Consider the following 20998-nt stretch of genomic DNA (forward strand, 5'->3'; position numbering starts at 1 on the left):
ATATTTGTATAAAGCTAAAGTGAAGGATGATAAGAGTATGTTTTTTGAATTTGTTTTGAGAATCAATACTTTTGCAAGAAAATTGTCTAAAAACTAGATTTAACCCTCAAAAAAGCAATATAAAGTGGATATTTTCGAGAAACTACGTAACAACTGGGGGCCTATTGGAGCATCTGCCAAGGCCTTAAATAGCCATCATTATTTTTCTTTCCCTAAACTTGAGGGAGAACTTGGCCCTCACATGAGGTTTCGAGGAATGGACGTGCTTAATTGGAGCTTAAATAATTACTTAGGATTAGCCAATCACCCCGAAGTTCGTGAAGCAGATGCCAATGCTAGCGCTAAATGGGGACTTGCCTATCCTATGGGGGCTCGTATGATGTCTGGAAATTCAGATTATCATGAAGCATTTGAGAAAGAATTGGCGGAGTTTGTCGGAAAAAAAGATGCTTTTTTGCTCAATTATGGTTATCAAGGGGTGATGTCAGTGATAGAGTGTGTATGTGACCATCGGGATGTAATTGTATATGATGCCGAAGCCCATGCGTGTTTGATTGACGGTATTCGTTTACATAAAGCAAAAATGGGACAATACTACAAGTTTAACCATAATGATATGGAAAGCTTGGAGAAAAACTTGATTAGAGCCACCAAACTAGCCAATGAAAAAGGTGGCGGTGTATTGGTGATTACTGAAGGCGTATTTGGGATGTCGGGTAAAGTAGGTAGTCTGGATAAGGTAGTAGAGCTAAAGAAAAAATATAATTTCAGACTTTTGGTAGATGATGCTCATGGGTTTGGGACTATGGGCGAAAATGGAGGAGGTGTCGGTGAGATGTTCGGAGTTTCGGCGGAGATAGATTTGTATTTTTCAACCTTTGCCAAGTCTATGGCTGCGATTGGTGCTTTTGTAGCAGCAGATGACCCAGATATTATCATGTACCTTAAATACAATATGCGCTCCCAAACGTATGCCAAAGCCCTACCAATGCCGTATGTGGAAGCAGGGCGTAAACGTTTGGAGTTGATTAAAAACCATCCCGAACTCCGCGAAAACCTTTGGAAGATTGTAGCAGCTCTTCAAAATGGTTTACGAGAAAGAGGGTTTAACATTGGAGAAACTACGTCGCCAGTGACGCCGGTATTTATGCAAGGTCTGGAAGGAGGATTACCAGAAGTAACCAACATGGTGCGTGATTTACGCGAAAACATGGGGATTTTCTGTTCGATAGTAGTATATCCAGTGATTCCTAAAGGGCAGATTATATTGCGGCTCATTCCTACTGCAGCACATACCTTAGAAGATGTAGAGCGCACTCTCGAAGCATTTGATACCATGCGTGAGAAATTAGATGCAGGTGTGTATCGAGCCGATTTGGTGATAGAAGCCTAATTTTCATAGATTTTTTAGAAGCGGGTAGTTTTTGCACAAGACTCCCCGCTTTTTTTATGAATATATAAGGGGATTTTGGAAGGTAAGTACTTTTAATACAAAACTTATCATCTTATGAAATCCTTACTATCTTTTATGCTGATAGGGCTGTTGCACATCAGCTTTTGGAGTGCTGCTCAGCAGCCATTACGGTTAGGTGTGGTAGGGCTTACTCACGATCATGTTCATCAAATCTTACGAAGAGCTTCCCAAAAAGATGTAGAGATTGTAGGAATTGCCGAGCCTAATCAAGAGCTTGCCCTGCGTTATCTCAAGCGCTATCAACTTTCTGAGAAGTTGTGGTACCCCACTACAGAAGCCATGATTGCAGCTACTCGGCCAGAAGCGGTGTGCGCGTTCAATAGTATTTTTGAACACAGGCAAGTAGTGGAAATATGCGCGCCCAAAGGGATTCATGTAATGGTCGAAAAACCTTTGGCAGTCAGTGTAGCTCACGCTGACGCTATGATAAAACTAGCCCAAAAGCATAAAATCCATCTATTGACAAATTTTGAGACTACTTGGTATGCAAGTCATCAACGAGCCTTTGAGATGATTCATGAGCAAAAGGCTGTGGGAGATATCCGGAAGGTAGTGGTGCATGATGGTCACCGAGGCCCGAAAGAGATTGGATGTTCAAAAGAGTTTTTGGATTGGCTAACAGACCCTGTCATGAATGGAGGAGGAGCCGTGATTGATTTTGGTTGTTATGGTGCCAATCTCATGACTTGGTTGATGAAAGGAGAGCGACCCATTAGTGTATCGGCCATAACTCAGCAAATCAAACCCGATATTTATCCAAAGGTAGATGATGAAGCTACCATTATTGTGACTTATCCTAAAGCACAAGGGATTTTTCAAGCTTCTTGGAATTGGCCTTTTGACCGAAAAGACATCGAAGTTTATGGGCAGACAGGATACGTGGTTTGTGATAAAACTTTGCAACTAAAAGTAAGGACGGGAAATGAAGAAGAAAAGCGACAAATCGCTGCTTTGTCAGCACCCTACAATGACCCTTTTACTTATTTTGCGGCAGTAGTAAAAGGCGAAATCAAGCCTCAAAAAGACTTGTCATCTCCCGAAATCAATCGTATTGTGGTGGAGATTTTGGAGGCTGCTGTAAAATCAGCTAAAACAGGGAAGGTAGTGAAGCTATAGAAAAAATAAAAGTCGCTGATTTTTCAGCGACTTTTTGCTTTGTAGCGGGAACAGGACTCGAACCTGTGACCTCCGGGTTATGAGCCCGACGAGCTACCAACTGCTCTATCCCGCGATGTAATGGGACTGCAAAGGTAAGACCTTTTTCAGAAAAAACAACTATCTTTGCAAAAAAAATAAAAAAATATATCTCTGGTCATCAAAAAGAGATAGGTACTAATAGATTGAAATAATGGAAGCAGAGAATATATTGCCCCAAGTAAGTCCCAATCACCGTGCTGGATTTATCAGTATTGTGGGTAAACCCAACGTTGGAAAATCTACATTGATGAATGTATTGGTAGGAGAGAAGCTATCTATCATTACATCAAAAGCCCAAACGACTCGTCACCGTATTATGGGTATTTTGAATGGCGTTCATGAGGGTACTGATTTTCAATTGGTATATTCAGATACCCCTGGAATCATCAAACCTCAGTATAAGCTTCATGAGTCGATGATGGATTTTGTGCAAGGGTCTCTTGAAGATGCAGATATTGTGCTTTTTGTGGTGGATATTTTTGAAAAACATGACGAAGAAGATGTTTTGCAACGATTGGCACGTACCGAAGGTGCAGTGATTTTGGTATTGAATAAAACGGACTTGGCTACTCCTGAGCAAATCGAAGAAAAAATCGCTTTCTGGAAAGAAAAACTCTTTACGGCGGCTATTATTCCTATCTCTGCTTTAAAAGAAGAAGGTATCGATAAGTTGTTTGGAGCAATCATGGAATACTTGCCTGTGCATCCACCTTATTTTCCTAAAGATGAGCTGACTGATAAGCCCGAACGTTTTTTTGCGGCTGAGATTATTCGCGAAAAAGTCTTTTTGAATTATAAAAAAGAGGTGCCTTACAGTACAGAAATTTTAATTGAGGAGTTTAAAGAAAAGAAAGATATTATTGTCATCAGGGCGGTTATTTTGGTAGAAAGACAAAGCCAAAAAGGAATCATTATTGGTGACAAAGGCAGCATGCTCAAAAAAATAGGCATGGCTGCCCGAGAAGAAATGGAACAGTTTTTTGGTAAAAAGGTGTTCTTGGAACAATACGTAAAAGTTGAGCCTGATTGGCGCAACAAAATACAGAAGTTGAAGCAGTTTGGATACGAGAACTCCTAGAGGTAAGGTATCTAACAAAACTGCAAAACGCCAAACAGACACCCCACAGGGTGTCTCTACATTTTCATAACAATGTCAAATATAGTAGCAATAGTAGGACGCCCTAATGTGGGCAAATCAACGTTTTTTAATCGTTTGATTCAACAACGCCAGGCCATCATGGATGACCAAAGTGGTGTAACGCGTGACCGTCATTATGGGTATGCGTACTGGACAGAACAATATTTTACCGTCATCGATACGGGAGGATATGTAGTAGGCTCGGATGATATTTTTGAAGGCGCCATCCGTGAACAAGTAGAAATTGCGATGGATGAAGCCGACGTGATTGTTTTCATGGTAGATAGCATGACTGGCCTTACTGACCTAGATAAAGAATTTGCCAATGTGGTTCGCAAATCCAAAAAGCCAGTTTATTTAGTTGTCAATAAAGCCGAAACCCTAGAAAGAAGGCAAGCTTCTGCTGAATTTTATGAGCTGGGATTGGGTGAACCATACCCTATTTCGTCTCAAACAGGTCATGGTACTGGAGAGCTATTGGATGAGGTGGTAAAACATTTCAAAAACGCTGGAATAGAAGATCCCGATGCTGGAATTCCTAAAATTTCGATTCTTGGACGTCCTAATGTCGGAAAATCATCGTTTCTGAATGTTTTGACAGGAAAAGAAAGAAGTATTGTTACCGACATCGCAGGAACTACTCGCGACGCGATCAATACCCATTATAAAGCTTATGGCAAAGACTTTATTTTGGTCGATACGGCTGGGATACGTCGTAAGGCGAGGGTGAAAGATGCCATTGAGTTTTATTCAACTTTGAGGTCAGTCAAAGCCATGGAGGATTCGGATGTGGTGATTGTGATGCTAGATGCCAGCCGAGGATTAGAAGCCCAAGACCTCAATATTATCGGAATGGCCCACAAAGCCAAAAAAGGAATATTGATAATGGTTAACAAATGGGATTTGATAGAAAAAGATTCCAAAACGGCCGACAAACTCCGCAAAGAAATGCTTGAGAGATTAGCTCCGATGGATTATATGCCCATCATCTTTGCTTCGGTAGTAGACAAGCAGCGGATTTTCCAAGTAATGGAAAAAGCAATGGAAGTGTACGAAAACAAGACAAAGAAAATCACTACTTCTAAGCTTAATGAGATAATGCAGGTAGAGATCGAAAAATACCCGCCGCCAGCACACCGGGGCAAGCATATCAAAATCAAGTACATGATTCAGTTGCCAACGCCCTCACCTACGTTTGTATTTTTCTGTAATCACCCCAAATATATCAAAGAGCCTTACATGCGATATTTGGAAAATCGTATGCGCGAAAACTTTGATTTTGAAGGAGTGCCAATTACAATATTCTTTAGAGAAAAGTAAATTTCTTACATATCTATAAAATTAAAATCCCCTAATCTCTTAATGAGGTTAGGGGATTTTTAATAAACTACCTTAATTATTATTTGTTGATTTTCAACTCTTTCACTAGATCTGACCCGCCTAGTTTTTCGATACACCAAAGTACATAGCGGATATCGACGTTGATACAACGTTTGTATTTTTTGTCAAAAACAATGTCGCCCGACATTGCCTCCCAGTTACCATCAAATGCCAACCCAATCAATTCGCCTTTGGCATTGATAACAGGGCTTCCTGAATTCCCGCCCGTGATGTCGTTGTTGGTAATAAAGCCTACTGTAATGTCGCCATTCTCGGCATACTGACCAAAATCTTTGTTTTTATAGAGGTCCAAAAAGTTTTTGGGAAGGTCAAATTCATCATCACCAGGTTTGTACTTTTCTATAACGCCCGTCATGGTTGTTTTATAATTATAATGCACCCCATCACGTGGGTCATAGTCTTGTACATTGCCATAGCTCACACGTAGGGTGCTATTAGCATCTGGATATTCGACAAGGCTCGGATTCATTTCGCTTAGCCCTTTGATATACAAACGAGATAGTTTTTTATCAATTTCCTGAAAATCAGCATTGTATTTGGCATATTTCGAAAGGTAGTTTTTCCGAAAATCAGCAAAATATTTAAACGCCCAATCGTTTGATAAAGTCTCGTATTTAGGTGAGTCTAAGAATTTGTTGAAACGGTCTTTGTCCGTAAAAACACTTGTAAGATACATTTCTTGGGCAAACTTTTTAAACGATTCTTCGGGAGTACCCGCCGAAAACTTGTTTAAAATTTCTTTGATAATAGCCGGATGCTGATCTTTCGGAATATCATTATAAAAAGCCAAAAGAGTTTGGGCTACTATTTTTTGATCAGAAGGAAGGTTAAATGACTTAAAAAACTCTTCGCCTCTACTTCTGAAACGCTCAGTGATACCCTGGATTTTAGCGGGGTCTTTGAGTTGTTCTTCTGCCACGGCCATTGGTAAGGCTAATGCAGCAATATGAGCTCCTACAATCCCTTGATTCAAATAGGTAGAGTGGGTCGCGTATGGCTCATAAGACGCGTAAGCTACTTGCCATTGGTCAAAAATATCTTCATAGGCGGGCTTTCCTTTGGCCCAAGTTCTAAACTGATTTTCCAAAGCTACTTTTTGGTCGTACACTTTTAGACGAACTAGCTGTTGGGTCTGACCGATAAAATACTTCCAATAATTGGCGATACTAGCATATTCCGAGGCCAAAGCAAGTTTGGTCGCGACGTCTTTATCCATTTCTTCTTTCCAAGCTTTCAGCCTAATATCGCGATTTTTGATGATGCCTGGGTTGACTTTGTCGATAGCGAGCTTGATACCCATCGAAGTTTCATAACGATTGGTGCGTCCAGGAAAACCAAATACCATCGCAAAATCGCCAGGTTTGATACCTTTTAAAGAAATAGGTAAGAATTTTTTTGGTTTGTAAGGGACATTGTCTTTGGAATAATCCGCCCCTTTATTGTCTTTGTTGGCATAAATCCTAAATACCGAAAAGTCACCTGTATGGCGAGGCCATTCCCAGTTGTCGGTATCGCCACCATATTTACCGATGCTTTGGGGAGGCGTCCCTACCAATCGGATGTCAGAAAATTTCTCAAACACAAACAAATAATAGGCATTTCCTTTGGCAAATTCTTTCACAGAAGCATTGTAGGAAGTCCCGTCAGTGGCTTTTTGAGAGATTTCATTGCCGAGTTGATTCACTTTTGAGGCTCTTTCTTTTTCGCCTAGCCCTTCAAGTTTTGGTAAGATTTGTTCGGTTACGTCCTCCATTCTTACCAAAATATCAATATAAAGCCCTTCTACGGGGCGTTCTTGGGCATTTGATTTTGCCCAAAAACCGTTGTCTAGTATATTGTCAGCAGGAGTAGAAAGCGTAGCAATGGCATCATAGCCACAGTGGTGATTGGTAAAGAGAAGCCCTTTGTCAGAAACAATTTCGCCAGTACAAAACCCTCCCCCCATTCTGACTATTGCATCTTTAAGACTGGCATTGTTGATGTCGTAGATGTCTTTGGCGGTAAGTTTGAAGCCCTGTTTTTTCATTTGTGCTTCATTTTTCCCAATCAGAGAAGGAAGCCACATCCCTTCGTCGGTAGGGTCAGAAGCAAAAGACACACTTGCTCCTAAAAGAAAAGAGAAAAGTGTAAGTTTTAATTTGTTCATAAAGAATGATTATTGGATTGTTGAAAAGTAAATACTTGAGAAATTAATGAAATAAAATCCCAAGTAGTATTCCTCCAAATACAATGATATAAGGAGGGGTTTTGGTTAGTTGTAATACGAGAAAAGTCCCTATAATAGTAAAAACCGCCGTAGTATCCGTGGCGGTTGGGATAAACATCCTGATGGCTGCCGCCGCCGTAAGCCCTACACTAGCGGCGTTGATTCCTTCAAGTGATGCTCTGACTCCCCTGTATTTTTTGAGTTCGTTCCAGAATCGATAAACAAAGAAAATAAGAAAGGTGCCTGGCAAGAAAATACCCATCGTAGCTCCGAAACTTCCCCATAGCTGTCCCGATACACCTTCTGTACGCATAGATAGTGCACCAATGTAAGAGGCCACCGAAAAAACAGGGCCAGGTACAATTTGTGCAAAAGCCATACCTGACAGAAACTCCTGCCGTGTGAGATATTGCTTAAACTCCACAAATTCGGTGTAAAGCATGGTGTTTAGTACTTGACCTCCTCCAAATACAAGACTGCCGTTCCGATAAAAATTCTCGAACAAACGGATAGGAAGAGAGTGGGTAATTGCCCCTAAAATCGCTGCAAAAACCAATACCCCCAGCCATAAGAAAAAATTAGCCCATTCGATATGAATGGGAGCTTTGTCCATTTTGGTGTGTTTTTGGTATTGCAAGGATGTGGCTAACCCGCCAAGTACTATCACTACAGGAGTCATGTAAGGCGAAGGAAAACTATATGCTATGACTGTCGAAATTACCAATATAATCCAGTGAGAGGAGGTTAGGATAACCTTAGCGCCAATATTAAACCCTCCATAAACTAGAAAAGCAATGGCCATAGGCTCCACAAATCGCATAAAAGCGATGGATATATGTTGATTTTGGAGGTAATTAATTCCAAACCCTAGAGCTGTCATGGCAATCACTGCTGGTAGGGACCATACCAAAAGCGTCAAGTAAGCTAAATTAGGACCACCTATCTTAAAGCCTAGCGCCGTAATGGTCTGAGTAGAAGTAGGGCCGGGTAAAATTTGGCAAAGCGATTGTAATTCTAGAAGTTCGGCTTCCGTCAGATAACGTCGTTTTTTGACAAATTTGTCCAAAAACATAACTAAATGCACTTGTGGCCCCCCAAAACAGGTCAAAGCCAGTATCGCCACATCTTTGAGAAAGATGAGGTACCGAATCCGTTTGACGGGAGGGTGCAATACTGGTTGAAACACGATAAAAGAAATAAGTGTGATGGAGTGCGACTACGTCATTAGCTAAAAGTATTAATATATGATTTTCTAAGCTTTTTTTAGACCAAGTTCGATGAGGCGTTCGTTCAGAAACTCACCAGCGGTCATATCTACGTACATTTTGGGATGAGATGCATCCACACAACTTTCCAAACAAGTCAAATGCATATCGGCACGTGGGTGCATAAAAAAAGGAATAGAATAACGAGACGTGTTCATTTTTTCACGTGGAGGATTGACAACCCGGTGAATCGTAGATTTGAGATGGTGATTGGTAAGGCGGTCAAGCATGTCACCTACATTGACCACAATTTGATCTGGAAGAGCTGTGATGCCAATCCATTTTCCATCTCTGCGAAGTACCTCTAGGCCTTCGGCACTTGCACCCATAAGCAACGTAATAAGGTTGATGTCGCCGTGAGCGGCTGCTCGCACGGCTCCGTCAGGTACGGTAGTAGGATCTAAAGGAAAATAATGGAGGGCCCTCAAAATACTATCACCATTACGAACTTTATCTTCAAAATAATTTTCGTCTAATCCTAAATAAATGGCAATCGCCTTGAGGAGAGTTTTACCCGTATTTTCAAAAATTTTGTATACCTCAAGACCATAAACTTCAAACTCGGGAGTTTCGGTAGGAAATACATTGTGTGGCATATCGCCTTCGGGTTGGGGCTGCCCTATATGATAAAATTCTTTAAGATCAGCTACTTTAAAGCCTTTGGCTTTTTCTTTACCCTTTCCAATATACCCACGTTGACCGTGTAACTCAGGAAATTCATATTTACGTTTTATTTCATCGGGTTTTTTAAAAAAAGCCTGAACAGAATCGTAGAGTTTCAATCTTAGGTCTTCGGTCAATCCATGATTTTTGATACAAACAAAACCGATATTGTTGAAAGCGGCTCCTAAATCTTGCACAAATTTAGCTTTGAGCGTATTGCTACCGGAAGTAAAATCAGAAAGATCTAAGGATGGAATTTCGTCTAGAAGTGTACTTTGTTGCATGGTTCTCAGATGTTGATAGTATAGATTTTAAACAGTAATACTTGGGCCACAAAAAGCCCAGAGCCAACCATCCTAAAATCAAAAAGAATTGTGTAATGCAAAGTTTGAAAAAACAAACGGTTTATTCAAACATGAAATAAATACTAACGGTATGAGAAGTAAGACGGCGAATACTGCTACCTGCGGTATTTTGGTTGAGATTGACGATTCCGTGCGAAAAACGAATCTCAGGAGAGAATTTGGTATAAGCCAAAAATTGCTCGAAACCAAAACCATAATCAATGCTCAAATCAACGCTTTTGGCATTGAGGCGGTCAGAACCTTGCTGGAGCCGTCGCCTTACATTGGTTTCTAAACCCAACGTGACACCTCCAATCATGTACATACGGGAGTTTTTACGACGTTGAGATTTGTATTTTAACAGAAGAGGAATCTCAAACCAAGTAGCTTCCCGCAATTCTTTGCGCTTAGTACCTCCGGCGTATTCGTATTCAAGAACTCGGTCATAAAGAGCTACCGTAGGAGTCGTACGAATATCCCAGTGCTCGTTGAGGTAGGCATTTACCACAAAACCCATACGAAAGCCGGCTGTTCGAGGAGAAGTGATTCGACTTGTGGTATCTTGAGTGAGGAAATCGTCTCCATGCACAAAATGAAATCGAGTCAAAGGTAAGCCCATCAAATATCCAAAGTGGATGGGTTTATCATCATAGTATTCTAGATTTTTGCGGAAATATTGCATCGTTTGGGCCTGACTGGGAATCAAAGGACCTAAGCCCAATAATAAAACGCCTATCAGCAAGCCATTACGTTGAGTAATAAGAAGGCGAGTTTGGAAGGCCATTCTTATTTTTTTCCTACATAAATCGAACAAATCCCAAAAGTGAGTGGTATACATTTTGTGTGTTTAAAGCCCGCCTGTTCGTAAATTTTCAAGAAGTCATTTCCATCAGGAAACGCTTGCACCGACTCGGGAAGGTAAGTATACGCTGAAGTATCTTTTGACACCATTCGTCCTATAATCGGTAAAATGTAACGAAAGTAAAAGTTGTATAATTGTTTGAAAGGGAAAGTTTTCGGTTTTGAAAATTCCAAAATCACACAAGTTCCGCCAGGCTTCATGACTCTATACATATCTGTCAGCCCCAAAAGCAAATTTTCGAAGTTACGAACGCCAAAAGAAGCCGTAAGGGCATCGAAAGAATTGTCGCTAAAAGGCAAATGAGCAGAATCTCCTGTACGAAGTTCTATAACATTTTCCTTGCCAAGTTTTTTGATTTTTTCTCTACCTACTGCCAGCATCCCTTCTGAAATATCGACACCTACGATTTTTTTAGGGTTGAGCTTGAGCGCTTCAATGGCAAAATCTCCCGTACCAGTGGCAATGTCAAGAATAGTTTGGGGCTTTTCTTTCTGAAGAAGCTTGATGGCTTTTTTGCGCCAATAAATATCAATTCCTGCACTAAGGAGATGATTGAGAAGGTCATATTTAGGCGAAACATTGTCAAACATTTCGGCAATTTGCTCACGTTTGCCCGTGGTTTTATCTTTATAAGGAACTACTGTCATGGTTGCGAAGCCAGAAAACAATGATGAAACAATTGAACACAAGGAGATTCTTGTATACTCAACAATAAGCATTGAGGCTACAAAGTTAAGAATCACATTATCTCAAACGCTTTGTGAGACTCAATAGTTTTGTGTAAAATTGTTATTTCTAATCAAAATGCTACGTTTGGACTCTCTTGCGGGAGGGTTGGTAAGCTTACTATCCTACAAAACCTGATGTTTGAGAAAATTGAAGAACTTCGTCACTATCTCTACAAGTACATCGAAACACGTGTAGAGCTTTTAAAAACAGAAACCCAAGAGCATATCGAAAACATCATCATAAAACTCGTCTATTTAGTAGTGATGTTGATACTTGGTTCTTTGACTGGTATTTTTGTGTTTATTACAATAGCAGTAGCAATCAACGAATGGCTTGATAGCCGATATTGGGGTTTTTTGATTGTGTTTGGGTTTCTTTTATTGACTACGCTTCTATGGGTGAATGCTGGAAAAGCCGTTCAGCAAATGGTTAGAAAAATGCTTCACTGGGTATTTAAGTATCAATAATCTTCAGCACTTTAGCAGGATTGCCTCGTACGACGGCAAAATCAGGGATATTTTTGGTAATGACGCTTCCGGCGGCTATCAAGCAGCCTTTCCCAATGGTGAGATTGGGGCATATAATACTCCCCGCACCTACCAAAGTACCTTGCCCTACGGATACATTTCCACACAAGGTAGCTTTAGGAGCAATGTGTACAAAATCACCGATTCGGCACTCATGATCGATAGATGCCGCAGTATTTACAATCACGTGTTTGCCTACGTGAGTGTCGGCTTGTATTACTGACTGATGCAAAACGATGGTTCCTTCACCGATTTGGACGGTCGGGTCTACAATTGCTGAGGGGTGTATCGTATTTCCAAAAGAATGTCTAATCATCATGGCTACTTTTTGACGGATTTTGTTGTTGCCAATGGCCACAATAATACTTTCCTGACTTTCATATTCAGCTTTATAGCTCCCAACCACCGGAATATCCCACAGGCTAGTCTTTGATAAATCATCGTCAAAAATCCCCATAACAGGGATGTGATTGGCCGTCAGGCAACTGATGATAACTTTAGCGTGACCGCTAGCTCCGTACAAAAGCATAGTTTTTAATTGTTTCCAGTAAATTTATCGACAGTTGCCGAATTAGCCGCATTTATATCTTTTGCGCTAAAAACATTTATGACGGTAAGCCAAAGTATTTTAGTATCTAGTTGAAAACTAAGGTTTTCGATATACCATACATCATACTCAAATTTCTGTGCCCAAGAGATGGCATTTCGGCCATTGACTTGTGCCCATCCTGTAATGCCGGGTTTTGCATCGTGTCGTTTTTGTTGTTGCTTACTGTAAAGAGGCAAGTATTCGGTAAGCAAGGGACGTGGGCCAATCAACGACATCTCTCCTCGAAGCACATTCAAAAGCTGCGGAAGCTCATCCAGAGAAGTTTTGCGCACAAATCTGCCAATAGGAGTAAGACGCTGGGCATCCGATAAAAGCTCTCCTTGAGGATTACGGAGATCGTTCATGGTTTTAAATTTTACAATTCTAAATATTTTGCCATGAAGACCGGGGCGAAATTGGAAAAAGAAAGGTTTGCCTTGGTTGTAAATGCTAAGTAAAATAATAACCCAAAGCAAAATCGGAGAGAATAGGATAAGCACTACAAGTGCAATGGTTTTATCAAGAAGAGGTTTGAAAAAATATTGATAATTCATACCACAAAATTACTTATTTCGTCTCTTGCTCCAAACGGCGATAAAGCGCTAGTTTGCTATGCCAAACATCGGTAGGAGAAAAAAAGGTTTTTACCCGTGCTTGAGCAGCAAGACCATGAGTTTCTACGATATGCTTATTTTGAAGATAAAACATCATTTGGGCGGCTAACTCATCTACTGAGCCTTTTTTGAAAAAAATCCCTGTTTGGTTCTCTACGACGGCGTCTTTCAGGCCCGTTACGTTAGATACCACGGCAGGCTTTTTCATAGCGGCTGCTTCTAGTACTACATTGCCGAGCCCTTCGCGGTGGCTGGGGAGTACTAAAAAATCTATCAAGCTGAAATAATAAGCCACATCTTGTTTCCATTCTACCCACACAATACTAGACGTAGTTTTGAGAAGCGTCTTCAAATAAGGCGAAATAGACTGGCGCGTATCCAAAGACCCTACAATTAGGAGTTTGGCTAAAGGGAAATGCTGTTCAACAATCCTCCAAGCTTGATATAGTTCGTCTATTCCTTTTTCGGGACTAAGACGCCCTACAAAACCCACCACAGGGCAGGAGATGCTACCAAAAAGCTCATTTTTGAGAGTGGTTATAGTAGTGGTGTCAATGAGGTCAGGATTAAATTCTACTTCTGTATCGATGCCGTTGCAGCTACCATGATGCATTACTGAGACTTTGGTGGGAGAAACTAATTTTTTTTGGATGATCAAATCTCGTAGCGATTGGCTCACCGTAATGACATGATTGGCTAGTAAACAGCTTATTTTTTCAGCAGAAAAATAAATTTCTTTTGCAGGAAACGATGCAGTTTCGAGAGGTAAGCCGTGCATTTCATAAATACGAATGGGGACCTTGGCATTTTGTGCGGCTATCATGGCCAAAAATGCAGCGATAGGAGTATTGGCGTGAACAATAGTAGGGCGTATTTTTTTGAAAAAATAAGTCAATTCATTCACACTCTTTAAATGCTGACAAATCGCAGTAGGATGGCGGCTAAAAGAAAGCCCCCATGTCATAACTTCGTATGTAGCGCCAAAGTCTTGAAGTATGTAGCTATCGGCACAAAACACATGCACTTCGTATTTATTTTGTTTCCAAAATGCACATTGCCCTTTCAAGAAGCGTAAAGATAGAGGGTCGGTATAAACCAAGGCAAGACAGGACATCAGCAAAAGGGTTTACTAATTAGACTGTCTTGCCTGTATTAAGTCATCTTTAGGTTTGAATGACACCTACATTAAAAGCCTTGGTGACAGGAGCATGATTGGCAGCTTCAATTCCAGCAGAAATGATACGTCGCGTATCAAGCGGATTGATGATTCCGTCGGTCCAAAGGTGAGCAGCTGCATAATAAGGCGAAAGTTGGGCATCATAACGCTCCGTAATTTCGGTCAGAAGCTCATTCTCTGCTTCTGATGATAGGGATTTGCCTTTGGCTTTGAGAGTAGCTACTTGTATTTGGAGCAATGTCTTTGCAGCAGAAGCTCCACTCATGACCGCAAGCTTAGCGGTAGGCCAAGCATATATCAGCCGTGGGTCATAGGCTTTGCCACACATAGCGTAGTTGCCCGCACCATAAGAGTTGCCAACAATAAACGTGAACTTAGGTACAACCGAATTGGCGACGGCATTTACCATCTTGGCGCCATCTTTGATGATTCCCCCTTGCTCGGAGCGACTACCAACCATAAAGCCCGTAACATCGTGTAAGAAAACCAAAGGGATTTTTTTCTGATTGCAATTCATGATAAAACGCGCCGCTTTATCTGCCGAATCCGAATAAATCACGCCTCCCATTTGCATTTCGGGAGCCGTATTCCCGCCCTTTTTAGCTTTTACTATTTTTCTTTGATTGGCTACAATCCCCACAGCCCACCCGTCTACTCTAGCGTATCCGCATAGCAGCGTTTGGCCATACGACTTTTTATATTCTTCAAATTCGGAATTATCTATGATACGTTCGATAATCTCGCGCATATCATAAGGCTTATTGCGGTCTGCGGGCAGTATTTCAAATATTTCTTGAGGGTTTTTGAGAGGAAGAAACGGGCTAATTCTATCAAACCCCGCTTTTACATCATGCCCTATTTTATCAAAGATTTTTTTGATGGCATCCAGGCAAGCGATATCGTTAGGGTATTTGTTGTCAGTTACGCCCGAGATTTCGCAGTGGGTGGTAGCACCTCCTAAGGTTTCGGCATCTACATCTTCGCCAATAGAAGCTTTTACGAGATAAGGACCCGCTAAAAAAATAGAGCCCGTTCCTTCGACAATAAGCGCTTCATCAGACATAATAGGTAGATAGGCCCCACCCGCTACACAGCTTCCCATGATAGCCGCTACCTGCAAAATCCCCAAAGAAGACATGATTGCATTGTTGCGAAAGATTCGACCAAAATGCTCTTTGTCCGCAAAAACATCGGCTTGAAGAGGGAGATAAATCCCCGCACTATCTACCAAATAAATAATAGGTAGGCGATTTTCAAGGGCGATTTCTTGGGCTCGGAGATTTTTTTTTGCGGTAATAGGAAACCAAGCGCCTGCTTTGACCGTGGCGTCATTTGCTACTATTACGCACATGCGCCCCGATACCCTTCCTATACCTATCACTACGCCCCCTGAAGGGCAGCCCCCTTCTTCTATATACATACCATCTCCCACAAACGCCCCTATTTCGACAAAATCACTCTCCGAATCAATCAAGTAATTGATTCGTTCGCGAGCGGTAAGTTTACCTTTAGCTTTGTGCTTTTCAATATTTTTTTGGCCTCCACCTAGTTTAACTTGTTCAAGTTTTTGATGGAGCTGCTCAAGGAGCTGTTGGTGGAATTCAGAATTGGTCATAGCTGATGAAGATTTTTGGAAAGTTAAAAATGATGATTTTTATGGATAAACCATAAAAATAAGGCACTTAATATCAAATGTGTAACCTAGCTTTTGTTAGGAAAGCTAATGTGATATTTCGGAGAGAATATTTAATAAAAGCGAAGCAGAATTGTGGGCTGCTACTTTTTTAAAATGGGCAAAGTTTTCTTGGGCATTACTGTTGGCTTTGTCACTCATACTTCTGATAATCAAACAAGGAACTTGTTGTTGCCAGCATATTTGAGCTACGGCTCCTCCTTCCATCTCAGTAGCATCAGCGTTGAAAAGAAGGCGTAGCATCTGCCCTTTTTTTTCTGAATTTACAAATAAATCCCCCGTAACAATAGTGCCCACTATGACGGAAGGAATAGTTGCTTCCATGGAGATTTTTTCTAACAGCGTTTTCTTTGCAGCTATTTGAGCTTTGGATAAAAGTTCAGAATCTGCTTCAAAGTAAAGTGGATTTAACTGGGAATTGATGGGGTTACGGGTATTTCGGACGAGGGTGGTATCATTATTGATGTATCCAAAATCATATTGAATTGTTTTTTTACCAATCACCATGTCGCCAGGTTTTAAATCAGGATGAAGGCCCCCCGCAATGCCTGTAAATATAACTTTCTGAGGCCGGAAATGTTGTAATAAAAAAGCAGTGGTCATCGAGGCATTAACTTTTCCGATTCCGGTCTTGACGACTACGACGCTTTGCTTACCGATTTTTCCAGTAAAAAAATGTATTCCATGAATAACCTCGTCTTTGGGTTTTTGGATAGATTGTCTCAAAAGTTCAATTTCCTCATCCAGTGCTCCTATCAAAGCAATAGTTGGTTTGGACTGATAAACTTGAGCATTGGAGACAAATACTGTACCCAAACAAAAGACAAAAATGAGTTTCTGGTATAAAAAAGAACGAAATAACATTGGGAAAGGCTTGATTAATTGCTTATTTAGACACAAAATTGCAAAAAACTATGTTGGTGATTGTCTTATTTTTGTGATTCCATACAATAACCCACTTTAACTTACGATGAAAGATACTGCTGAAAGAAAGCGTATTCATGCGCGTGCTGATAATAAAGGTTGGAAAAAATGGGGCCCTTATTTGGCTGAACGCCAGTGGGGAACTGTTAGAGAAGACTACAGCTATTGGGGCGATTCTTGGGGGTTTATTTCTCATGAAATATCTCGCTCATATACCTATCGTTGGGGGGAAGATGGTATCGGAGGTATCTCCGACAACAAAGGTCACATCTGTATGGCTTTTGCCTTCTGGAATCAGCAAGACCCTATTATCAAAGAAAGATTTTTTGGATTGACAGGCCCAGAAGGTAATCACGGAGAAGATGTGAAGGAGATATACTATTATTTGGATAGTACTCCTACTCATTCCTACATGAAAATGCTCTATAAATATCCTCAACAAGCTTTTCCCTACGCCAAGCTTGCGGAAGAAAATAGAAAAAGAAATCGACTTCAGCCTGAATTTGAGATTTTGGAGACGGGCGTTTTTGACAACAATCAGTATTTCGATATTTTTATAGAATACGCAAAAGCGGACGAAAACGACCTGCTTGTTAAAATCACTGCTCATAACCGCTATTCCGAAGAAGCACCACTTACGATACTTCCTACGTTATGGGTTCGGAATACTTGGTCGTGGGGATATGACCAATTTGATTATAAACCTATCCTCAATGGCATTGCCAATCGGCAAATCGAAGTCAATCATCGTTTACTAGGCAAATATAAACTCTACTTTGAGGGGGTAGATGAGTTGTTGTTTTGTGAAAACGAAACCAACATTGAACGAATCTTTGGTAAACCTAATGCGTCGCCTTATACTAAAGATGGTATCAATAACTATATTATAACAGGGAAAAAGCAATTTGTCAATCCCAATCAGATAGGTTCAAAAGCAGCAGGCCACTATAATCTAGTAGTACCGCCGCAAGAGAGCGTTACAGTGAGGCTTCGGTTTTCTAACCAAACCCATAACTCTAATCCTTTTGCTGATTTCGACGAAATTTTTGCCCTAAGAAAACAGGAAGCTGATGAATTTTATGACGATCTTCAGCAAAATGTAAAAGATCCCGAATTGCGGACCATTCAACGTCAAGCTTTTGCGGGAATGCTCTGGAACAAACAGTTCTTTTATTACAATGTAAATGAATGGCTGAAAGGTGATCCCAAAATGCCTTTTGATTTTAAGGGACGAGCATACCCACGCAACCTCACCTGGAAACATATGTATACTGCCAATATCCTCTCTATGCCCGACAAATGGGAATACCCTTGGTTTGCGGCATGGGATTTGGCGTTTCATACGGTGACATTAGCAAGATTGGATCCTTATTTTGCCAAGCGTCAATTGGCGGTTATTCTTAGAGAATATTACATGCACCCCAACGGACAGCTGCCTGCTTATGAATGGAACTTTTCCGATGTCAATCCTCCTGTTCATGCTTGGGCTACTTGGAAAGTGTATGAAATAGATAGAGAGCTAAACGGACAGGGAGATGTCGCATTTTTAGAACGAATTTTTCATAAACTACTCCTCAACTTTACATGGTGGGTCAATCGAAAAGACGCAGAAGGAAATAACGTGTTTTCGGGTGGCTTTTTAGGGCTAGACAACATTGGGGTATTTGATCGTAGTGCAGAGCTACCTACAGGAGGTTATCTTGAGCAAGCCGACGGTACTGGATGGATGGCCATGTATACTCTCAATATGTTACGGATTTCGTGCGAAATTTCGTTGGTGCGTCCTGTTTATCAAGATATGGCTTCCAAGTTTTTTGAGCACTTCTTGCATATAGCTGCGGCCATGAAGTCTTTAGGAGATCAAAAGATTAGTCTTTGGGATGAAGAAGACCAATTTTACTATGATGTGCTTCATACGCCAGACGGAAAGAGTATGTTATTGAAACTACGCTCTATGGTAGGGCTTATTCCGTTGTTTGCCGTAGAAATCTTGGATGATGATTTGCTGGAGAAGCTTCCAGATTTTAAAAGACGGGTCGAATGGGTATTGACCAATCGCCCCGACCTCGCATCTTTGATTTCGCGTTGGCATGAGCCAGGCAAAGGTGAGTCTCATTTATTGGCATTATTGCGAGGCCACCGCATGAAAATGCTCCTAAAACGAATGTTTGATGAAACAGAGTTTTTATCTAAATATGGCATTAGAGCTCTTTCAAAATACCACGAGACGCACCCCTATGAGTTTTTTGTTAATGGAGAGGTCTTACGTGTCAAGTATACGCCAGCCGAATCTGATAGCAGTATTTTTGGGGGCAATTCAAACTGGAGAGGACCTATTTGGTTTCCTCTTAATTTCTTAATTGTAGACTCTTTACTAAAATTCTATAATTATTATGGAGATGATTATGAAATAGAATACCCCACAAACTCTGGCAATGTCATGACAATCAGAGAAGCGGCGATTTGTGTGGCAAAACGTTTGATAGATATCTTTCGTAGAGATTCAGCAGGAAATATCCCAGCCTTTTATTCGCAAAAAACTTTTCAAGATGATCCCCACTTTAAGGACTTGTATCTGTTTTATGAGTATTTTAATGGAGACAATGGTGATGGTCTTGGAGCAGCACACCAAACTGGCTGGACTGGATTAGTAGCAGATCTAATAGAATATACCTCGGTTTATGAAGATGTAGCTGAAAAGAAGATCTCTACCGAAGAGCTATTATGATTTAAACAATATCCCAATTAATACCTCCAACCCTACATTTAAATAATTTGTAGAAAGAGAGGTATTTTTCATTTATAGTCATTTCATTCAAAAGAATATTAAGATAAAGCTAAAAAAATGGAAAACTTGGTTGAGCAGTTCAATGATTATCGAGCACGTATGAACGAAAGAATCATGGACTCTGATAATCTTATTATAAAACGACTCTTTAACCTAGATACAAATGCGTATGCAGCAGGTCATCTAAACGAAGCTACTAAAGAAATGTTGGGCTTAGCATGCTCTATGGTATTAAGATGTGATGATTGTGTAAAATATCATCTAGGCAAATGCAAAGAATTGGGTGTTACAACAGCACAAGTACAGGAAGTGTTTTCGATTGCCACTTTGGTAGGAGGTACTATTGTAATCCCTCATCTTCGTAGAGCAGTTGAATATTGGGATGCTTTGTCGCAGTAATCATAAAGATTTTTGATGTATTTTAAATGGATATGTACTAATGAAAAACCAAGAAATAGACGAACAGTTGGAAAAAGACTGGGAAGGTTTGTTAGAAACCCTGGAGCACACAATCGGAAAAAAGCCCGCCGATCTAAATGGTGTGTTATTTTTGATTGGCGTGCATGAATTAGGAAAAGGGCCTATTTCCTTTACAAAAGAGCAAAAACAAGATTTAATGCACATCGCAGTATGTAAAGTTTTAAGCTTATCGGGCTTTTATGAGTTAGAAGGCTTAGATAAAGATGGGTGGCCACATTGGCGGTCGGTAGAAAAGGTACCTCATTTTAATCTTCTTTCCCAGGAATCTTTGCTTAAAATTCATGTCATCAAGTACTTCAAAGAAGAAATAAAACTAACCTAGCCTTAGGTTAAGGCTTAACAGCTAGGATGTTATAGCTTTTTTCAAAAAAAAGGTGTTTAAATATTTGGAAAGGGGGTGGCGGTTGTGTTATCTTTGCACTCCCAAAACGGAAGAGCGGCGGGGACGAAGAGAGAGAACGAGAAGGTTTAAAAAGTTTTGAAAAAAAAGTTTGGAAAATATTTGGAGATTAGGGATTAAGTTCAGACCTTTGCAACCCGAAAGAGAGAGAGGGAATAATTTCCGAAGAAAATTTTGAAAAGTGAAAAAAAAGTAAAAAATAATTTGGAGATTAGAAATAAAAGGTAGACCTTTGCAACCCGAAAAAGAGGGAGGAGAAATAGAAGAAAAGGGATACTAGCTTTGAGAGAAGCACAAAGTTTAGCAGCGAGCTAAACGGGAGTTCATTGACAGAATGGTGAGAGAATAAACGACAATGCGTGTAACAGTAGAATTAAGCGACGCAAGTCGATAGAATAGAATTTACGATGGAGAGTTTGATCCTGGCTCAGGATGAACGCTAGCGGCAGGCCTAATACATGCAAGGCGAAGGGGCAGCAATGTCACTGTCGTACGGGTGCGTAACACGTATGCAACCTACCTATCAC

At 40.6% G+C, this 20998-nt stretch carries 18 protein-coding genes, 1 tRNA gene and 1 rRNA gene; 9 read left to right on the forward strand and 11 right to left on the reverse strand.

Features of this window, described 5'->3' with window-relative positions:
• The first annotated feature begins 124 nt into the window (after positions 1-124).
• Together P1X15_RS31190 and P1X15_RS31195 are read left to right on the forward strand one after the other, a co-directional pair.
• Entirely contained in the window at positions 125-1393 is a 1269-nt protein-coding gene (locus tag P1X15_RS31190) for a pyridoxal phosphate-dependent aminotransferase family protein (RefSeq protein WP_277342026.1), read from the forward strand.
• A 114-nt stretch (positions 1394-1507) separates the two neighbouring features.
• A complete protein-coding gene (locus P1X15_RS31195; protein ID WP_277342027.1) occupies positions 1508-2590 on the forward strand; it encodes a Gfo/Idh/MocA family protein in 1083 nt (360 codons plus the stop codon).
• Between the two features lie 42 nt (positions 2591-2632).
• Here P1X15_RS31195 and P1X15_RS31200 read toward each other — a convergent pair.
• Positions 2633-2705: transfer RNA gene (locus P1X15_RS31200), tRNA-Met, on the reverse strand.
• 117 nt (positions 2706-2822) lie between these two features.
• On the opposite strand from P1X15_RS31200, the gene era reads away from it, so the two are divergent.
• Positions 2823-3749: a GTPase Era gene (gene era, locus P1X15_RS31205; protein WP_277342028.1), complete on the forward strand. Its 927-nt coding sequence runs from the start codon at positions 2823-2825 to the stop codon at positions 3747-3749.
• Positions 3750-3821: 72 nt separating this feature from the next.
• Positions 3822-5129 (forward strand): ribosome biogenesis GTPase Der, encoded by a 1308-nt coding sequence (der, locus tag P1X15_RS31210; protein WP_277342029.1) that lies wholly within the window; start codon positions 3822-3824, stop codon positions 5127-5129.
• Between the two features lie 79 nt (positions 5130-5208).
• Here der and P1X15_RS31215 read toward each other — a convergent pair whose 3' ends face one another.
• The 5 genes from P1X15_RS31215 to ubiE all read right to left on the reverse strand — a co-directional run bounded on the left by P1X15_RS31215 (position 5209) and on the right by ubiE (position 11197).
• Positions 5209-7356, reverse strand: coding sequence for a S46 family peptidase (locus P1X15_RS31215; RefSeq protein WP_277342030.1), 2148 nt, complete (start codon positions 7354-7356; stop codon positions 5209-5211).
• Positions 7357-7399: 43 nt separating this feature from the next.
• Complete coding sequence (gene chrA, locus P1X15_RS31220) at positions 7400-8602, reverse strand: chromate efflux transporter (RefSeq protein WP_277342031.1); 1203 nt, start codon at positions 8600-8602, stop codon at positions 7400-7402.
• 66 nt (positions 8603-8668) lie between these two features.
• Complete coding sequence (locus tag P1X15_RS31225; protein ID WP_277342032.1) at positions 8669-9628, reverse strand: isopenicillin N synthase family oxygenase; 960 nt, start codon at positions 9626-9628, stop codon at positions 8669-8671.
• A gap of 121 nt (positions 9629-9749) precedes the next feature.
• Complete coding sequence (locus P1X15_RS31230) at positions 9750-10472, reverse strand: outer membrane beta-barrel protein (protein ID WP_277342033.1); 723 nt, start codon at positions 10470-10472, stop codon at positions 9750-9752.
• A gap of 2 nt (positions 10473-10474) precedes the next feature.
• Entirely contained in the window at positions 10475-11197 is a 723-nt protein-coding gene (ubiE, locus tag P1X15_RS31235) for a bifunctional demethylmenaquinone methyltransferase/2-methoxy-6-polyprenyl-1,4-benzoquinol methylase UbiE (RefSeq protein WP_277342034.1), read from the reverse strand.
• Between the two features lie 216 nt (positions 11198-11413).
• On the opposite strand from ubiE, the gene P1X15_RS31240 reads away from it, so the two are divergent.
• On the forward strand, positions 11414-11746 hold the full coding sequence (locus P1X15_RS31240; protein ID WP_277342035.1) for a phage holin family protein: 333 nt from the start codon (positions 11414-11416) through the stop codon (positions 11744-11746).
• On the opposite strand, the gene P1X15_RS31245 is transcribed toward P1X15_RS31240, so the two are convergent.
• The 5 genes from P1X15_RS31245 to P1X15_RS31265 form a co-directional block, all read right to left on the reverse strand.
• Positions 11733-12335, reverse strand: a complete 603-nt coding sequence (locus P1X15_RS31245) for an acetyltransferase (RefSeq protein ID WP_277342036.1) — start codon at positions 12333-12335, stop codon at positions 11733-11735. The genes P1X15_RS31240 and P1X15_RS31245 overlap by 14 nt on opposite strands.
• A 5-nt stretch (positions 12336-12340) precedes the next feature.
• A complete protein-coding gene (locus tag P1X15_RS31250; RefSeq protein ID WP_277342037.1) occupies positions 12341-12949 on the reverse strand; it encodes a sugar transferase in 609 nt (202 codons plus the stop codon).
• 13 nt (positions 12950-12962) lie between these two features.
• A complete protein-coding gene (locus P1X15_RS31255) occupies positions 12963-14123 on the reverse strand; it encodes a glycosyltransferase family 4 protein (RefSeq protein WP_277342038.1) in 1161 nt (386 codons plus the stop codon).
• A gap of 49 nt (positions 14124-14172) precedes the next feature.
• Positions 14173-15801 carry an acyl-CoA carboxylase subunit beta gene (locus P1X15_RS31260; RefSeq protein WP_277342039.1) on the reverse strand — a complete coding sequence of 543 codons (1629 nt, stop codon included), beginning with the start codon at positions 15799-15801 and terminating at the stop codon, positions 14173-14175.
• A 105-nt stretch (positions 15802-15906) separates the two neighbouring features.
• On the reverse strand, positions 15907-16743 hold the full coding sequence (locus P1X15_RS31265; RefSeq protein WP_277342040.1) for a 5'-methylthioadenosine/adenosylhomocysteine nucleosidase: 837 nt from the start codon (positions 16741-16743) through the stop codon (positions 15907-15909).
• Positions 16744-16849: 106 nt separating this feature from the next.
• On the opposite strand from P1X15_RS31265, the gene P1X15_RS31270 reads away from it, so the two are divergent.
• The 4 genes from P1X15_RS31270 to P1X15_RS31285 all read left to right on the forward strand — a co-directional run.
• Positions 16850-19531 (forward strand): MGH1-like glycoside hydrolase domain-containing protein, encoded by a 2682-nt coding sequence (locus P1X15_RS31270; protein WP_277342041.1) that lies wholly within the window; start codon positions 16850-16852, stop codon positions 19529-19531.
• A gap of 117 nt (positions 19532-19648) precedes the next feature.
• Positions 19649-19990: a carboxymuconolactone decarboxylase family protein gene (locus P1X15_RS31275; protein WP_277342042.1), complete on the forward strand. Its 342-nt coding sequence runs from the start codon at positions 19649-19651 to the stop codon at positions 19988-19990.
• Positions 19991-20030: 40 nt separating this feature from the next.
• Positions 20031-20393 (forward strand): hypothetical protein, encoded by a 363-nt coding sequence (locus tag P1X15_RS31280; protein WP_277342043.1) that lies wholly within the window; start codon positions 20031-20033, stop codon positions 20391-20393.
• A 482-nt stretch (positions 20394-20875) separates the two neighbouring features.
• Positions 20876-20998: ribosomal RNA gene (locus P1X15_RS31285) — 16S ribosomal RNA — on the forward strand; the annotation flags it as partial.

Origin of the sequence: Runella sp. MFBS21, from assembly GCF_029433105.1 — a bacterium.
GTDB lineage: Bacteria > Bacteroidota > Bacteroidia > Cytophagales > Spirosomataceae > Runella.

What these genes read in the sequence shown, in the direction of transcription:
- P1X15_RS31275 (WP_277342042.1), top strand. Translation starts at nt 19,649, where the DNA reads ATGGAAAACTTGGTTGAGCAGTTCAATGATTATCGAGCACGTATGAAC.
- P1X15_RS31225 (WP_277342032.1), bottom strand. Translation starts at nt 9,628, where the DNA reads ATGCAACAAAGTACACTTCTAGACGAAATTCCATCCTTAGATCTTTCT.
- P1X15_RS31230 (WP_277342033.1), bottom strand. Translation starts at nt 10,472, where the DNA reads ATGGCCTTCCAAACTCGCCTTCTTATTACTCAACGTAATGGCTTGCTG.
- P1X15_RS31265 (WP_277342040.1), bottom strand. Translation starts at nt 16,743, where the DNA reads ATGTTATTTCGTTCTTTTTTATACCAGAAACTCATTTTTGTCTTTTGT.
- P1X15_RS31260 (WP_277342039.1), bottom strand. Translation starts at nt 15,801, where the DNA reads ATGACCAATTCTGAATTCCACCAACAGCTCCTTGAGCAGCTCCATCAA.
- era (WP_277342028.1), top strand. Translation starts at nt 2,823, where the DNA reads ATGGAAGCAGAGAATATATTGCCCCAAGTAAGTCCCAATCACCGTGCT.
- der (WP_277342029.1), top strand. Translation starts at nt 3,822, where the DNA reads ATGTCAAATATAGTAGCAATAGTAGGACGCCCTAATGTGGGCAAATCA.
- P1X15_RS31215 (WP_277342030.1), bottom strand. Translation starts at nt 7,356, where the DNA reads ATGAACAAATTAAAACTTACACTTTTCTCTTTTCTTTTAGGAGCAAGT.
- P1X15_RS31245 (WP_277342036.1), bottom strand. Translation starts at nt 12,335, where the DNA reads ATGCTTTTGTACGGAGCTAGCGGTCACGCTAAAGTTATCATCAGTTGC.
- P1X15_RS31280 (WP_277342043.1), top strand. Translation starts at nt 20,031, where the DNA reads ATGAAAAACCAAGAAATAGACGAACAGTTGGAAAAAGACTGGGAAGGT.
- ubiE (WP_277342034.1), bottom strand. Translation starts at nt 11,197, where the DNA reads ATGACAGTAGTTCCTTATAAAGATAAAACCACGGGCAAACGTGAGCAA.
- P1X15_RS31270 (WP_277342041.1), top strand. Translation starts at nt 16,850, where the DNA reads ATGAAAGATACTGCTGAAAGAAAGCGTATTCATGCGCGTGCTGATAAT.
- P1X15_RS31195 (WP_277342027.1), top strand. Translation starts at nt 1,508, where the DNA reads ATGAAATCCTTACTATCTTTTATGCTGATAGGGCTGTTGCACATCAGC.
- P1X15_RS31250 (WP_277342037.1), bottom strand. Translation starts at nt 12,949, where the DNA reads ATGAATTATCAATATTTTTTCAAACCTCTTCTTGATAAAACCATTGCA.
- P1X15_RS31255 (WP_277342038.1), bottom strand. Translation starts at nt 14,123, where the DNA reads ATGTCCTGTCTTGCCTTGGTTTATACCGACCCTCTATCTTTACGCTTC.
- P1X15_RS31240 (WP_277342035.1), top strand. Translation starts at nt 11,414, where the DNA reads ATGTTTGAGAAAATTGAAGAACTTCGTCACTATCTCTACAAGTACATC.